Origin of the sequence: Psychrobacter urativorans (assembly GCF_904846675.1) — a bacterium.
Classification (GTDB): Bacteria; Pseudomonadota; Gammaproteobacteria; order Pseudomonadales; family Moraxellaceae; genus Psychrobacter; species Psychrobacter urativorans_B.
The window spans coordinates 95336-111397 of record NZ_CAJHBT010000005.1; the positions used below are offsets into that span (position 1 = coordinate 95336).

Genomic DNA, 16062 nt, shown 5'->3' on the forward strand with positions numbered 1-16062 from the left:
TTATGCTAAATTAAGCACCAATCATTAATGGGTTAAACACTAATTAGTCAAAATCGCAGCATCGGTTTGGTCAAGCTTGTCTTGAATTAGCGGATTGGACTCAATCACTTGTACAGGCAGATAGCGCAGTTGTAGCTTGATGGGTAAGTAGCTGGGAAAGTTGTCTTCCATATTTTGGGTAATTGTGGCTTCAATCTGCCGCACATCGTATGAGCTTGGTGTGGTTTCACCGCGAATAACAGCCCGTACAATCTCATAGCCATCTGTTCTATCAAACTGGGTATTGGTGAGCACATTGCCCTTACTCTTAAAGTAGCTATTAACGGTCTCTTTGACATTATTCTCAAAGGTTTGTTGCCGAGCATTGGTATTGAGGTTAATGGTCAAATAAACACCCAGCCCGACTAGCAATAATAAGGTGACGGCATTGCGTCGTAAAAATGTCAAATAGGTGCTCGATTTATAATCGTCATCGACCAAGCGCCGAAAGCCCAAAAACCACAGTACCATAGCATTGGTAAATTGAATGGCAATAATGTTAGTAAGTGCTAATAGTGCTGCGCCAAGACCGAGCTGCATCTCACCGTTGGCGAATAGAATACCGCTCGCAGCGAGTGGCGGCACCAAAGCCGTTGCCACCGCGACTCCGACAACCGCGACCGATAAATGTGGTGATACCATAGCGTAAGCACCAGCCGTACCGCCGGCAAGCGCAATCATTAAATCCATAGACGTCGGCTGGGTCCGTGATAATACCTCAGCGGTGAGTGGCTGCCCTTTGTGTAGCCACCCAACCACAAAGCCCACAAATATCACCAAAGAGCCGCCAGCGGCCACTGTAAATAGCGACTTGCGTAGTAATGGCATTCGATAGTCAATGATAGCCAGCGCTACCCCAGTAATGGGGCCTAACATCATCGCCACTAGCATCGCGCCAATCACCACTGCTGCTGAATTGGCAATCAATCCGTAACTCGCAATAATGGCAGACAGCACATTCATCACAAAGTACATTTTACTTGGCAACGCATTTGCTTCAATAGTGACACGTACCTCTGGATAATCTATTTTTTGATGGCTAAATTGCTCCGCAACGAACTGCTTATAAGACTCAAGTTTTGATTCTTTTTCTTTTTTGACCTTTTCTTGTTCTTTTTCTTCTTCTGTCAGTTCACTATCTTGATCGTCGTCAATATCATTATCGTCTTGATTGTGATTGTCGGTGTGCGAGGTGGCATCAAAACCTTCTTCTTCGGTAGTATCTTCTTCAAGCGATATACCATTACTATTACTCTCTTCAGTTCTATCATTATTATTTGAATCATTAGGGGTATCAGAACTATCACTGCTATTGGAGACTTCAGCACTATCCGGAGTACTTGTATATTCAGTAGATTTATTAACGGCGGGTTCAGGGGTTGAATTTTGTTCGGCGACAGCCTTAGCCTCAACGTCAGTTTCTTTGTTTTTTACTTGAGCACTGTCTTCGCCTTGCGCCTTTGATTCTAATACCTTATTAGAGGTTTGCGTTTCGGGATCGGGCGTCTCTACCGTTGCGATAACCACATCGGGACTAGGAGATGTCATCGTTATTTGAGATTCAGTGAGCTGCGTGCCAGTGTCGTCATCAACGTCGTCGGCATCTATTTCGCCAGTTGCTATCTTATCAGTTGCCATATCAACAGAGTTCGAGATCTCAGCGTCATTTTCTTTACTAGTATTACTATCAATAACTTCTTGACTGCTGTCCTTTATTTGTACATTTGATAGGTTGTCAGGAGCGTTACCGTATTCAGACGACTCGTTATCTGCCGTAAGAGTTGGCGGCTGAGAGTCTTGACTTTTGTTTGAAGGCAGTGGGGGTTTAGCAGATAGGGTCATGGCAACAAAGCTTTATGAATAAAATAAAAGAAAGTCACCATTGTAATGATAAACCATAAAAAACCTGTAAATTTTTTGCTAATAAAACGTCCCGCCTGCATAAGACGATATTAGCGGTGTTAAAGAATAGATAGAGAGGGGTATAAATAAAAAGGGAAGAGATAGTTTTCATGAGACATCAATTAAATCCCTCATATTATTATGGTTTTTTCCTAAAGCCAGTTGATATAAATGGCCTACGAGTTTGTACGAAAAGACTTACTATTTATGTGGATATAGGGTATAAAGGATATATACCCACACGAAATATAAGGAATACATTATGAATTGGCCATTATTCTCTGTGATCTACTCAATAGCAGCGACCGTTAGCATCGGGGTGCTTATGATTGCCGCATTGATAACCGGATTCAATCAAATTCCTCATATTCAAATGGCAGTAGGAGCAGGTATCTTAGTTTCTATTCCTGCGGCATTTTTTTTCACCAAAAAAGTCGGTAGCATTACTGGTAATGAGGAAGGTTACAAAGCGTAGAGCAAGCTATGATGCAAAAATTATAATTTATAATGCTTAGACCAATAAAAAACGGCTCCTAAAAGGGGCTGTTTCTTATTTCTGTTTCATATTAACGCTATGACACTCATAAAAAAAGGCCTTTATGAAAAGGCCTTTTCTATCAATATTGTTTTATGACTGGTTAAATTATGATGGGCTAAATTATTACTGCTTCATGCTGTCAAAGTAAAAATAGTGATTATTTTAACTCGACTGTCGCACCGTTTTCGATATTAGCATAGACTTCTAGTACATCCCAGTTGGTCAAGCGCACGCAACCTGCTGAAGCCTGACGGCTAATGCCTTCGGGTTTAGGTGAACCATGTATGCCATAAGAGGGCTTTGACAATCCCATCCATACGATGCCTACTGGGTTGTTCGGTCCTGGTGGTAACATATGTACTTTCTTTTGATCGCCGTTATTAACAGTGGCTTTATACCATGGCATTTTAACTTTATTAACTATTTTAAAGGCGCCCTGCGGTGATGGCGTACTGTCACTACCGACGGTGGTCGGATAGGTCGCCACCAGTTTATCACCATTATAGGCATACAAAGTCTTATCGGCTTTATTTGCCACTACGCGGGTGATACGTTCTTTTAGCGGACCACGGGTATTGAGTACGGTGACCGTTTCGCCTGCTTGATAGTCTTTATTTTTATTCAGCTTACCAAGATAACGCACATCCATATGAAAGCGTTCACCAAGCATCTCTTTGATGTCTTGATAGTATAGACCTTTCATTTTTGACTTGGCTTCTGAGCCGGAAGGTGTAGTGGCAAAATTGGTATTAATATCATCTTCAGTTAAAGTATAAGTGACTAGAACTGGTTTATTAGCAGGAATGTTTTTATTCAGTGCATCCCAAGTATTTTGATCCATTTTACCGGTTGCTGGCAAGCCTTTCATATTTTGAAAATTAATTAAGGCTTTTTTACTGTTCATGCCCCAACCGCCATCAATGGCACCAGGCGATGCATGATTCCAATCTAGCAGAGTCTGCATTTTGATAGTCATTGCTGAGTTGACCTTCATATTTGGCGACCAGGTTGCCTCGTTTACTTGTTTGGCATAGCTCGATAGATTCAGGGTGGTGTGTTTTTTACCATCGATATCTTCGATACTTTTAATGCTAGTGTCGTCATTGAAGCCTTGAAGTTGCTTATTATCAGATGGCGCAAAATCAAAAGGATCAGATGAGTCAATAGATAAAGCGTTGCTAGGAGCAGCGACCGCTTGACCTTCACTGATATCATCAGTACGATCAGATTGTTCGTCTTTACGCGTTAGTTCTGCTGCGCTCATATTATCAGCGGCAGGTTTGGGCTTAGGCTTAGTTTGCAGTTTAGGCTGCGGCTGTAGCTTAGGTTTTGGATTTGCTTTAGTTACAGGTGCCGGCGTTGCTGCTGTATTGCTGCGATTTATAGTCCGGTTTCGATTTTCTTGTATCTCAAGGCTGGTTAATACGGCAAGGCTTGGCATCTTGTCGGTATTACGTACAGGCAGACGGCTACTATCATTAGGCGCAGCGAGGGCAGCAATACTAATACTGGCGCTCAAAGCTGCGATAGTCATAGAGGTTATAAGTGGCTTTATTTTCATCATATTGGGTCACATCTGAAAGTTACAATGGGGCTATTATGCGCATAATTTGGGCGCTTCGCAAACTTTTGACACAGCTTTTTGTACCATTAGAATATTGAGTAGCCATTGTTGACGTATTGCGTACAGTGCGGTGAGGATTCAGTCATTCTCTATCTACTGTCTTGCCCAAATTCCTTCTACAGCAAGGTTGTAGTAAGATAATAGTTTAGCTTATTAACCTCTAGTAAGGTTAATAAGCGCTGATATGTTTAGCGTAAACCTAAAAGTAATAGGGACAGTCATTGGCGCAGCATAAGGTTTGTGTTTATAATGCGTTAACAATATTTTGTTTAACCAATCAGCATGTAACTAATGAGTACGTAGCAATGAGTACGTAGCCAGTGAGCATGTAACCAATAGGGTGCGATATGTCAGAACATCAGACCATGAGTGCAGAAGAGTTTCAGAATCAATATTTTAATGGTCAAGAGTCGCATGACTTTGATCTTGATTCTGATAAAAATTCAGCGACGGATGAGACCGGTCTGCTTAACGAGCACAGTCAATTTGCGACTCTACATGCCGAGCTTGAAGAAGCACGCGAGCAGTTATTTAGTATCCGCGACTTTATCCGCTTTGCCGTCACTCAACTACGCAATCATGATGTAGTAGTGGCGCAAGGAACAACCGATGAGTTCGCTGAGGCTTCAGCTATCGTCCTGCATTCTTTATCTTTGGATTGGTCCGCTAATGAGCAAATATTGGATTGCCGTCTAATCGCATCCGAAAAACAAGCGGTTCTGGCATTATTAGAAGAGCGTATTGCCGAACGTAAACCGCTAAGCTATTTGATTAATTTGGCTTATTTTTGTGATCTGCCTTTTTATGTTGATGAGCGGGTGTTAATTCCGCGCTCACCGGTAGCAGAGTTGATTCGTCAGCAGTTTTATCCCTATTTTGATGTTAATGAGCTCGCCAAGCCGCAAGGCGCAACCGTTAATGATCAGCCTACGGCATTTTATGATCATGGCTTGGAGATGAAACAGTTGTCGCAGCCAGAGCGTATTTTAGATTTGTGTACCGGTTCTGGTTGTATTGCTATTGCCATTGCCACGCGTTTCGTTGATGCGTTGGTCGATGCGGTTGATATTGATAAAGGTGCGTTAGAGGTGGCAATGGTCAACGTTAATCATCATGATCTGAATCATCAGGTTAATGTGATTGAGTCTGATTTATTTGCCAAGTTGCCTGCTGAGCATCAATATGAGTTGATTGTCACCAATCCTCCGTATGTCGATGCTGCCATCATGGCCGATTTACCGCCTGAATTTTTATATGAACCTGAACACGCGCTAGCGGCTGGTCAAGATGGGCTGGACTTGGTACATCGTATTCTTTTTGAAGCGGCTGATTATTTAAGCCCTGAAGGCCTGCTAATCTGCGAAGTCGGTGATAGCGAGTGGGCGCTGAGCCAAGCTTATCCTGATATCCAGTTTAACTGGCTCAAATTTGCAAATGGTGGTCATGGTGTATTCGCGATCACTTTTGATGAACTGATGGAACATCGTGAGCTGTTTTCGTATTACGTGAAGTTATTAGATAATAGACAATAATCGGTTTAGCTATACTGTTAAGTAGCTAGACATCGGATAACAATGGTCAATCAAATGACTAATCAATAGATTTTACCCGTTTAAGGATAAACATGGCAGGCAATAGTATTGGAAAGCTTTTTTGTGTGACCACTTGCGGTGAGTCACATGGCGCAGGTCTTATGGCTATCGTTGATGGTGTGCCGTCAGGTTTGGCATTATGCGCAGAAGATCTACAAGTAGATTTGGATCGCCGCAAACCGGGTAGCTCAAAATACTCGACCCAGCGCCGTGAGTCTGACGAGGTAGAAATTATATCTGGCGTTTTTGAAGGTAAAACGACAGGTACTTCTATTGGTCTCTTGATACGTAATACCAATCAAAAATCAAAAGACTATAGCGAGATTAAAGATACTTTTCGCCCTGGCCATGCCGACTATACGTATAGTATGAAGTATGGCTTCCGTGACTATCGTGGTGGCGGGCGTTCTTCAGCGCGTGAGACTGCGATGCGGGTTGCTGCTGGCGCGATTGCTAAAAAGTACTTGCAAGATCGTTTGGGTGTTCAAGTTCGTGGCCATGTAACCCAAATAGGTCCTGAAAAGAGCCAAGTTCTAGATCCAAGTCGGATTGATTGGGAATTTGTGAATAGCAATCCGTTCTTTTGTGCAGACAAAGATGCTGTCGGCCGTTTTGAGACTTTGATTGACAGCTTACGCCGTGAAGGTACTAGCTGTGGCGCCCGTCTAGAGATTATCGCTAGTGGCGTACCTGTAGGTTTAGGCGAGCCAGTATTTGACCGCTTAGACGCTGAGATTGCCCATGCGATGATGAGTATCAATGCTGTAAAAGGTGTTGAGATTGGCGATGGGATGGCAGTCGCCGAACAGTTCGGTCATAGCGCCCGTGATGAGATGACTCCAGAGGGCTTTACCGCCAATCATGCTGGTGGTATTTTAGGCGGTATTTCCTCCGGTCAGGATATTCGAGTGAGTATTGCACTCAAACCGACTTCTAGTATTACTACTGCGGGTAAAAGTATCAATATTCAAGGCGAAGCGGTTGATATGTTGACCAAAGGTCGTCATGATCCTTGTGTTGGAGTTCGCGCAACGCCTATTGCTGAAGCGATGCTAGCCATTGTATTGCTGGACCACTATCTACGTAATCGCGGACAAAATGCCGATGTTGAGCAACCTGTAGCTTCAATTACTTAGTTTCTTTATTTTTAAGCTAACGGCTCTTTATTTATTCTAATGAATTTTTATTGGAATAAATAAAGAGCTTTTTTATATCTTTAGAAAGACAGCGTTAAGATTCAATATAATGTCCCATTGCACTGTAGATTATAAAAAGAATTAAGAAATGACAGATAGTCACCGAAATCGTGCTTGGTCGCAAGGGTCAGGGCAGATGTAGTATACTGAGCACGATGATAAAAACGATAAATATATTGTAAAAATAAGCGCATTTAATTCGTATGCGTGCTACACAGATAAAACTCTAATAACTAAAGGAAACTGTATGAGTGAATATCTAGATTGCGTCGTTGTAGAACACAACCCTAATCAAAAAACCATCAATCGATCGGTCATTTGGCTGCATGGTTTGGGGGCCAGCGGCCATGACTTTGAGCCAGTAGTACCGCAATTAGGTTTGGCCAATGATATGGCAGTACGCTTCCTCTTTCCGAATGCACCTCAACGCCCAGTAACGGTTAATGGCGGCATGATAATGCCAGCTTGGTACGATATCTTTGAGATGAGCCTTGAGCGTAAAGTTGACATTGCCCAGATTGAAGAGTCTACACAGCAAATTCACGACTTAATCACCCGTGAGATAGAACGTGGCGTTGCTCCTGAGCATATTGTCATTGCTGGATTTTCGCAGGGCGGAGCAGTTACTTATCATGTGGCGCTCGGCTATCCGCAGCGTTTAGCAGGGTTGATGGCGTTATCTACTTATCTGGCAACCAATGACAATCTAGACTACAGTACCGCCAATAAAGACATGCCGATATTGATTGAACATGGCTCGCATGATCCAGTGGTGCCAGTCATTCTTGGCGAGCAAGCACAGCAATTACTAGCGTCTAAAGGTTATAATGTTGATTATCGTACGTATCCAATGGCGCATCAAGTATGTATGCCGCAGATTCAGGGTATTGGTGAGTGGTTAAATAAAGTTCTCGCCTAGTATTGTTGTTAAAAGAGCTATCCTGAAATGTGATATGTAATTTAGTGTAATATTAGCCAAATAAGAGTTGATATATAGCCTCTAACTCCTATATAATACGCTCATCTATTGGGGATGTTCTGGCTTCGACGCTGGTGATGAAACTCAATGATGCATGTCGAGAGTATATGTCCTCTCGTAAATCAAACATATATTGTTATAGTCGCAAACGACGAAAATTACGCTCTAGCAGCTTAAACCCTGCTTACTTGGTTGCTGATTACCTATAGTTGGTCAACTAAGTTGAAGCGTCCGCATATAGGATCGCCACAAGTGATTGTCTCAATCGCTTGGGTTCAAAAGTAGAGAATCGCTCTATCCATCCTGACTGTCGGATCGGTGCGAGTTAAAGCCAAAGACAGAAACTAAACATGTAGATTCATGAGCGTAATGCTGGCGGACGCGGGTTCAACTCCCGCCATCTCCACCACACACTGATAAGGGCTTGTTCGTAGCAATACGGCAAGCCTTTATTTTTGGGCGTTTTTCAGGTTTTAGAACAATGTAGGGGTATGGTGAACCATATAGAATGTTGGTATATTTGTTGGTATAGATATTTATACCACAGGATTATACCAACATGGCTTTAACTCATAACATAATCAACAAGCTAGTACCTAGCGATAAATGCGCACCTAACAGACCTGACAAGCATAGTGATGGCGATGGGCTTCAACTATGGGTTAGACATACAGGCAACAAAGTTTGGATTAGTGCGTATAGATGGCAAGGTAAACAGCAAACCCTTACTATTGGAAAATATCCAACACTAACACTTCAAAGTGCACGCCAGCGTAATCTTGAGCTTAAAAGATTAATTGATGATGGTGTCAATCCCAAAGACCATAGGAAACAACAGCAAGCCACACAAGATGGCTCAAAGCTATTCGATAATATAGCTCAGTCATGGTATGCGGAGCGCAAAACCTACCTAGCAGAAAGCACTTTTTTCCGTAATTATTCAGCTTATGAGCGTGATATTAAGCCTGCTATTGGTCACAAGGTCATAGATGACATTACACCTCCTGACGTGCTAGCCATTGGTAAAGCAGTAGAGCAGAGAGGCGCTAATGAAATGGCACGTAGAACTATCAGAGAAGTCGGACAGATATTCAAACACGCCATACGCACAGGCTTAGCCACTTCAAACCCTGCCATTGACTTAACAGAAGCTATCAAACCTCATAGAACTAAACATCATAGCCGTATCAATGCTCAGCAATTACCAAAATTACTACAAGATATTAATAATTATGATGGTGATGTATTAGTCAGATTAGGCTTGTGGTTTATGTGCTATACGTTCGTGCGTACCAATGAGATTAGGTACATGGAATGGCAAGACGTAGACTTCAGGAGAGGCTTATGGACTATTCCAGCTGAGAAAATGAAAGCTAGACGCTTGCATATCGTACCACTCGCACCGCAAGTCATAGAGCTGCTAAAACAAATTAAAGAGCTAGGCTTCTCTGCCGAGTATGTTTTCTTTAATCCGTCAACTCGCAAACCATACAGTCAAAATGCTTTTATTACTGCCTTATGGAGATTAGGTTATAAAGGCAGAATGACAGGACATGGCTTCAGAGGGCTTGCCAGCACCACACTACATGAGCAAGGCTTCATGCATGAGGCTATTGAGTTGCAACTTGCACACGATAGAGAGAACAAAATCAGCAAGGCATACAATGGCGCTCAACATTTACCGTACCGTGTCGATATGATGAATAAATGGGCAAACTATATTGATGATGCCTTTGCTGGTAAAACTGACAATCTAATCATGATGCCAAAAGCTGAAAAAATACAAAACGGTTAAAGATACAACTGACAGAACCCTATTGATGGTTAATAACCGTTATACCATATTGCAAGGCTAGGACTAATTAACCGAACGGCAGTTATTAACATGTTTAGACTGCCACTGCCTTGCATCTTTTCTGATCTAAAGGTGTAGTAAAGGTGATTTATGGACATTAAAATCGCAAACGATGAACCTTATCAACTCATTAAAATTGAAAGTATTAATCACAGAAATTTTAATAATAGCTTAGACAATGCTTATTTAGAATTTATGAAGTCTGGTCATCAACTTCTTAGATACTGCTTATACCCTAAATCAAAAAAAATTGGTCGGTATGGATCAGTTTATAAAATTCCTGCTGATGCCGAGATAATAGATGACTTGCATGAAATATTAGCAGATGTATATTGTTTAGCTGAGTATCTGTACTCACTAAAACCCTCAACCGTAAAATATGATTGCCATAGTATGTTTTATGGCTATAAATCCGATAAATTCACAAAGTTATTTACTGTAGACAAAGAATTTGAGCTAATGATACAGGCCGCTTTAGAGCTATATTTAGTAATTGTCGCATATATAGATAAAAACTATATTTGGTCATTGGCTTATAAAACATTTTTTGATGAAACAAGCACTTTACTTAAAGTTTACTTGAAACACGCTAAAACCTCCAAAAAAGGAGGAGATCAAAAAGGTATTAATTTTAGTGAACCTAAACAAAAAGCTCTGAATTATCATGATAAACACTTCACTGCTAAAAGAGATAATGGTAAATGGCTATATAGTAATGATAAAACAGCACGTGAAATTATTAAGGATATAAAGAAAAAAGAAGGAATTGCTTTAGGTTATTCGGAACGAACGCTATCAAATATTATTAGCAAGCACCGTAGAGGCTTACTAGATTAGAACACCATTTTTCTCCCTATAATGTCACTTTACCTACTCACGTGAAGTAACTACTCCATTCTTATTTTATATTCCATACAGACGGTAAAGCACCACAGCCGTTAAATTTAAACTGTATGGAGTAACACTAATGAAAAATCCTATCGGCAATCAAGTTGTCAACTTTAGCCAAAAAGCCAATAATGATATTGAGCAAGTCGCTAAGTGCGAGTATGCAAAAATAATCCCACCTCAAGGCATGATGCGCCCCAAACAAGTTTTAGACTTCGTACCATTCAGCCGTACAACGTTGCATGAATGGAGTGATGGTGTCCGCTTTCCTAAGCCAATCAAATTATCACCTACTATGGTGGCTTACAAAAACCAAGAAGTAATAGCTTGGTTGGAAAGTCACAGCCTCGCCTCAGATGATGTGGAGGGAGTGTAATGTTGATTATATCTAATACCGATCAATGCATAAGAACTATGGGCGCTTATTATTCAGCTAACGATTTATTCAAAGCTAGTGGAGGCGAAAATAAGAACCGTATCACTTTCTTTTTACAGAATGACTCGACAAAAGCATTAATTAAAGTATATGAGTCAGAAAGTTATGATGTTGGAAATCCAACAGCTAAGAAAAAAGCATTAAAAGTTGTGAAAGGTAAAGGTAAAAATCAAGGTACTTATTTGTGCCGTGAGCTTGTGTACGCCTATGCTATGTGGATTAGCCCTGAATTCACTTTAATGGTTATACGTGCGTTTGACTCCATAGCTATTCATCATCAGCAACTAAGTTTACAACTCAATCAACTATGCCAAGACTTTACGCTTATATCTGATAGGGCAAGTAACGCTGGTCGCTATCTAAGCATTTTAGGCAAACAAGTAAAGCCTGAACTAAAAAGGCAGATAGATGACACGCTCAAGCAGATGCAACCTAGTCTGAACTTTGATGGTACAGATAATGCATTAATTGATGACTTAGGAGGCGATACTGATGAATAGTGATATTACTATAGATAGTCAGCAACCTAATCATGATGAGTTGTCTAACGCCTTAGTGCACACAGAACAAACCTTTTTAGATGCTCAGCTTGCGTTTGCAAAATCGAAGTACAACAGACAAATAAAGCGTAAAAAAAGAAGTTATAAAAAGCATTGGCAGGCAGGTAGTGGAGGCAACAATGACAGACGCTAATGACAACAAAGCCCACGCTGTTAGCATAGGCTTGTCACAATATATTGCAGACTTTAGACTCGCTACATTGGCAGATGTAGCAGGTCACGACACATTAGAAAGTTTACTAAGCAATGGCGTATTAAACTCAGTCATCTATCTAGATAGAGATATTAGCATATTTACAGGAGCGCTTGCAGGAGAGAAACAGCTCGACACCGCCAATACTATAGGACTGCTAAAATTCAATAATCAGGCTGAGATCGTCACACTTGCCAGCGTACCGCTTGAAGATAACGGACGTATCTTTATATCTGATACTGACCTACCAAGCGCCTTTGTCATTGGCTCAATGAGTAAGGATAGCAAGTGGATAGTCATAGTTGACTTAGCTGAGGCAGTGCGATGCTATAACGCTTATCGCAAGCAAAGTATTGATGTTACGGTACTCACTTGCCTTGTACCTAGTTTGTTTAATCGGACGGTAAAGCATTTTGCAGAGGTGAAGCAAGTTACTGTTATTACTACCTCACAGCATAAAGCCAAAGTGATAACACCGCTTAAAGGCGTGAATGTTGAAGCCGTTATATGTGAACATACACTTATTTATGATGCGCTCGAGTTTGACGCTGATTATGATGACTTAATGGCTGATGCTGAGATTATCAACTTACAGGCGCTAGGCAAACCAAAGCCCAAACCTATCAGCCAAACACTGCCACTAGTTAAGACGCTGACAAGCGCTATGATGCCAAAACTGCTATGGGATTATAGCTCAAACAGTGCTGAGCGCTTGAGCGTACCTATCGAATATGTGCTGATGCCCTTGATGGTATCGTTAGGCAGCTTGATAGGCTCGAAGCTGAGTATATACCCTAAGATGTATGATAACTGGGAGGTAGTACCTAATTTTTATGGTGCAATTGTTGGCAACCCCTCGAGTAAGAAATCACCGTCATTATCTGAGGGCTTGAAGCCATTATCACATTTAGTCGCACTCGCTAAAGATAAATACAATGAGGACAAGCTCGAGCATGACACCCAAAAAGAGCTAAACAAGCATATGACAAAGGCAGCTGAGAAGCAGCTCAGTGACCTTGCTAAAAAAATGGCAACTCAAACTGATAATGAGGTTGAGATAAGCCAAGATGACTTAAAAGCCAAAGCGCAGGAGTTGGCAGAAGCCAAACAGAGTGATGAGCTAATACCTGAGATTAAACGCTACGTTACTGATGATGGTACGATTGAGAGTATCGGAGAACTTGAGAGCAAGCACAAAAACGGTATGTTAGTGAAACGTGATGAGCTGACAGGCTGGCTCGCCTCATTAGAGAGTGAAAGTAATCAACAATCACGGTCATTCTATCTTGAGGGCTTTAATGGCTTAGGGAGCTTTCAAGTCGATAGAATAGGCAGAGGCTCAGTATTCATCGACACTCATTGTCTATCAGTCATTGGTGGTATTCAGCCTGACAAGCTTGAGTATTATTTATCTAAGACGATGAAAGGTTTAGGCAATGACGGCTTGATACAACGCTTTCAATTAATGGTCTATCCTGACCCATTGCCAAACAGTAAAGAGCGTGACTTGCCACCAGATAAAGAAAGTCGTGATGCAATCTATAGTTTTTTTGAAACTATTGACAGTATGCAGCTAGGTGACTTCATGCGCTATGGTGCAAATCCGATTGATGACTACCACAAGCGCCCCTATTACCGCTTTACTGATGACGCCTTTCAAGTATTTATGAATTGGTATGATGCGCTTAAAATCAGAGCTAGTGAAGCTGAGCATAGCATCATAGCTGAGCATCTAATCAAGTATGCTAAGACAGTACCATCATTAGCGCTAGTCTTTCATCTAGTGGATTGTATCGAACACGGTACTTCTTTAGGTGCAGTCAACATGAACGCACTCAGAGCAGCGCTAGCATGGTGCGAAGTATTAGAGAGTCACATGATGAGGATATACAGCACCGTCACTGACAGCGCTAATATCAAAGCCTCTTATTTAGCAGGTAAAATAATGAAAATGGTCAAAAAGGGAGCTGACAAAACTGACACAACCGACTGGAGTAGTCACGGCTTTACGGCTAGGCAACTGATCCGAAAAGGTTGGAAAGGTTTAACTGATGCTGATGACGTACTGAATGCGCTTGAAATATTAGTCGAACACAATTGGCTGAGCTGGCAGGAGATACAAAGCACAGGGCAAGGAGGCAGACCAACAGAGCGTTACTCTATCAACTCAAGACTAACAGAGCTTTTATAGTTTCGTCAGTTTTGTCAGTGAGCATTTAGGGCGTTATTGAAATAATAGCGCCTTTTTTATTACTTAGATTAGTTTTTTCAGTTAATCAAAACATATTTTAATAAGAAAGACTCTATATAACTAATTTTTCAAGATTGATAAAAAAATATAACTATTGGCATAACATTGTTCGTATGTTGCTAATCAGTTATAGTGAGTAATTACTTAACTATTGTATATTGAATTGAGTTGTATTATGGCAAAATTAATTAAATGCTCTGACTGTAATAAAAAAGTTAGCGTAAACGCATCAACATGCCCTAATTGTGGCGCACCAGTAGTACCACCGAAAGAAAAACCGAAACCAGAAAAATGGGTCTCATTTTTAATAGGTGCTGTTATCTTACTTCTGATTTTGGCAATGTGTTCTAGTGATCCTGATGAAACCGAGGCAACAACAGCATCGTCTGCAGAAGTAGTAAATGGCGAACCTACACCTGAGTCGGTAGTGGCTGAAACACAAGCGAAGAAAGCTCAAGTAGAAGAACAAAATAAAACTCTTGGTATGACCCCTGATGAGTTTGGGGAACGCTTTATGGCTCAATCTAAAAAGTTAGGCTTAGGTGAGCATGCTTGGGATAAAGTAGATATTAAAGAAGGTGCAGTTAATGATACTTTTACTATTAAGATTAGTGACGCTCTTGTGTTGAATGGCGGTGTAGATAAAAACGGTGAATTAAGAAGCCTGACATACATAATGGGTAAAACAGATAAGGGTGATGAGGCTGCTATGAATATGATATTGCTAGGTGGAATTACTGCTAGAGTACTTAATCCAGATTTGCCAAAAGAGCAAACATCTCAGGTAGTTGGGGATTTAATGATTAGTGCTGCTAATAAATTTGCACAAACTGGTGAAGCAACAGAAAGTAAAATAGTTGGTGATGTAAAATACGGTGTCATTGCATCTAAAGCTCTTGGTTTATGGTTGTATTTTGAGTCAGTAGAATAAACAGACCTTGTGAATTAGAATACAGTAGAGGGTTGCATTTCGAATGTAACCCTTTTTTATTGATAAAATAATTTTTAGTTATGTTATATTATAACAAAACTACTTAATGATTTAGATAACAGGTGAATATAGTCATGCCAGCCATTGCCACCACTCACAGCTTGAATGACTATCGTAAATTAGTTATATCAAACTATCGAGATCAGCTAAGAAATAGCAGCGCTAAAAGTATCGAATTTAGCTACACCCACCGCAGCAAACCCTATCAATACTCTATTCAGCTATCAAAAATATCATGCAACTATGGCGGTCATCGTTACTGGTGGCTTTGTCCTAAATGTAATCAAAGAACATCAACCTTATATTATGCTGGCTTGTATGTTTGCAGACATTGCATAGGGGCTAATTATGGCAGTCAGCTACAACAACCTATTGATCGCATTTACAGCAAGCTAAACGCTATCAGGGCGCATATGGGCTGGCAAGTAGGCGTTATTCATGGCATTGGTGAACGACCTAAAGGAATGCATGCTAAAACATATAATCGACTGCTAAAAGAGTATGAGCATCTAGAACAAAAGATAATAGGGGCACATTATGCGACTACCTGATTTAAACGACCTTATACAGGACTTGCAGCTAGCTAAGCAGATGGCGATTGATGACCATAATCCAAACGCCCTAGTTATTGCTACTATTGCACAGGCTAAACTTTTAGGCTTGGACAAGCCACAGATTAAAGACGTTAATGCTGATGACGTACAGACACTTAGCGAGCTTATGAATGAGTTATCCAACAATGAAAATACAAGGGCTGTAACTTATGAGCAAAGTAACGATTGATGACTTAGTCGCTGAGCTAGATAACGCCTTACAGCTCGCTAGTGAGTGTGAAAAGCCGTCCGCCATGATTGCAGCGACAATGAGCAAAGCTAAGCTACTGGGGTTGGATAGAGCAGACAGCTACCTTGATAACGAGGTGCAGCCAGTCAAAATAGTAATTCAAACCGTTGACGCTCGCAAACCAGCAAGTGTTAACTAAAGTTTTGTTCGCCATTAAAAGTTGCTATACTAATTT

The 16062-nt window shown here is 41.0% G+C and carries 16 protein-coding genes and 1 other RNA gene; 15 read left to right on the top strand and 2 right to left on the bottom strand.

The window, feature by feature from the left end; genetic code table 11:
- Positions 1 to 39: 39 nt before the first annotated feature.
- Positions 40 to 1881: a DUF389 domain-containing protein gene (locus JMY06_RS04260; RefSeq protein ID WP_201616438.1), complete on the bottom strand. Its 1842-nt coding sequence runs from the start codon at positions 1879 to 1881 to the stop codon at positions 40 to 42.
- 322 nt (positions 1882 to 2203) lie between these two features.
- Between JMY06_RS04260 and JMY06_RS04265 the strand changes: the two genes are divergently transcribed.
- Complete coding sequence (locus JMY06_RS04265; protein ID WP_201616440.1) at positions 2204 to 2416, top strand: hypothetical protein; 213 nt, start codon at positions 2204 to 2206, stop codon at positions 2414 to 2416.
- 220 nt (positions 2417 to 2636) lie between these two features.
- Here JMY06_RS04265 and JMY06_RS04270 read toward each other — a convergent pair whose 3' ends face one another.
- On the bottom strand, positions 2637 to 4013 hold the full coding sequence (locus JMY06_RS04270) for a L,D-transpeptidase family protein (protein WP_227672159.1): 1377 nt from the start codon (positions 4011 to 4013) through the stop codon (positions 2637 to 2639).
- 437 nt (positions 4014 to 4450) lie between these two features.
- On the opposite strand from JMY06_RS04270, the gene prmB reads away from it, so the two are divergent.
- The 14 genes from prmB to JMY06_RS04340 all read left to right on the top strand — a co-directional run bounded on the left by prmB (position 4451) and on the right by JMY06_RS04340 (position 16026).
- Positions 4451 to 5635, top strand: coding sequence for a 50S ribosomal protein L3 N(5)-glutamine methyltransferase (gene prmB, locus JMY06_RS04275; protein ID WP_201530014.1), 1185 nt, complete (start codon positions 4451 to 4453; stop codon positions 5633 to 5635).
- Positions 5636 to 5727: 92 nt separating this feature from the next.
- Positions 5728 to 6831, top strand: coding sequence for a chorismate synthase (gene aroC / locus JMY06_RS04280; RefSeq protein ID WP_201616453.1), 1104 nt, complete (start codon positions 5728 to 5730; stop codon positions 6829 to 6831).
- A gap of 307 nt (positions 6832 to 7138) precedes the next feature.
- On the top strand, positions 7139 to 7810 hold the full coding sequence (locus tag JMY06_RS04285; protein WP_201616456.1) for an alpha/beta hydrolase: 672 nt from the start codon (positions 7139 to 7141) through the stop codon (positions 7808 to 7810).
- A gap of 110 nt (positions 7811 to 7920) precedes the next feature.
- Positions 7921 to 8279, top strand: a transfer-messenger RNA (tmRNA) gene (gene ssrA / locus JMY06_RS04290).
- A 150-nt stretch (positions 8280 to 8429) separates the two neighbouring features.
- Positions 8430 to 9665, top strand: coding sequence for a tyrosine-type recombinase/integrase (locus JMY06_RS04295; protein WP_201616458.1), 1236 nt, complete (start codon positions 8430 to 8432; stop codon positions 9663 to 9665).
- Positions 9666 to 9815: 150 nt separating this feature from the next.
- The gene (locus JMY06_RS04300) at positions 9816 to 10562 is read left to right on the top strand and encodes a hypothetical protein (RefSeq protein ID WP_201616460.1); all 747 of its coding nucleotides are present in this window, start codon (positions 9816 to 9818) and stop codon (positions 10560 to 10562) included.
- Positions 10563 to 10692: 130 nt separating this feature from the next.
- The gene (locus JMY06_RS04305; protein WP_201616461.1) at positions 10693 to 10989 is read left to right on the top strand and encodes a helix-turn-helix transcriptional regulator; all 297 of its coding nucleotides are present in this window, start codon (positions 10693 to 10695) and stop codon (positions 10987 to 10989) included.
- The gene (locus JMY06_RS04310; RefSeq protein ID WP_201616463.1) at positions 10989 to 11549 is read left to right on the top strand and encodes a KilA-N domain-containing protein; all 561 of its coding nucleotides are present in this window, start codon (positions 10989 to 10991) and stop codon (positions 11547 to 11549) included. Before JMY06_RS04305 ends, JMY06_RS04310 begins: the two co-directional genes overlap by 1 nt.
- On the top strand, positions 11542 to 11742 hold the full coding sequence (locus JMY06_RS04315; protein WP_201616465.1) for a hypothetical protein: 201 nt from the start codon (positions 11542 to 11544) through the stop codon (positions 11740 to 11742). Before JMY06_RS04310 ends, JMY06_RS04315 begins: the two co-directional genes overlap by 8 nt.
- The gene (locus JMY06_RS04320; RefSeq protein ID WP_201616467.1) at positions 11729 to 13993 is read left to right on the top strand and encodes a YfjI family protein; all 2265 of its coding nucleotides are present in this window, start codon (positions 11729 to 11731) and stop codon (positions 13991 to 13993) included. Before JMY06_RS04315 ends, JMY06_RS04320 begins: the two co-directional genes overlap by 14 nt.
- Positions 13994 to 14228: 235 nt before the next feature.
- On the top strand, positions 14229 to 14984 hold the full coding sequence (locus JMY06_RS04325) for a zinc ribbon domain-containing protein (protein WP_201616469.1): 756 nt from the start codon (positions 14229 to 14231) through the stop codon (positions 14982 to 14984).
- A 134-nt stretch (positions 14985 to 15118) separates the two neighbouring features.
- On the top strand, positions 15119 to 15595 hold the full coding sequence (locus tag JMY06_RS04330) for a hypothetical protein (protein WP_201616471.1): 477 nt from the start codon (positions 15119 to 15121) through the stop codon (positions 15593 to 15595).
- A complete protein-coding gene (locus JMY06_RS04335) occupies positions 15582 to 15827 on the top strand; it encodes a hypothetical protein (RefSeq protein ID WP_201616473.1) in 246 nt (81 codons plus the stop codon). Before JMY06_RS04330 ends, JMY06_RS04335 begins: the two co-directional genes overlap by 14 nt.
- Entirely contained in the window at positions 15808 to 16026 is a 219-nt protein-coding gene (locus JMY06_RS04340) for a hypothetical protein (RefSeq protein WP_201616475.1), read from the top strand. Before JMY06_RS04335 ends, JMY06_RS04340 begins: the two co-directional genes overlap by 20 nt.
- Positions 16027 to 16062 lie beyond the last annotated feature (36 nt).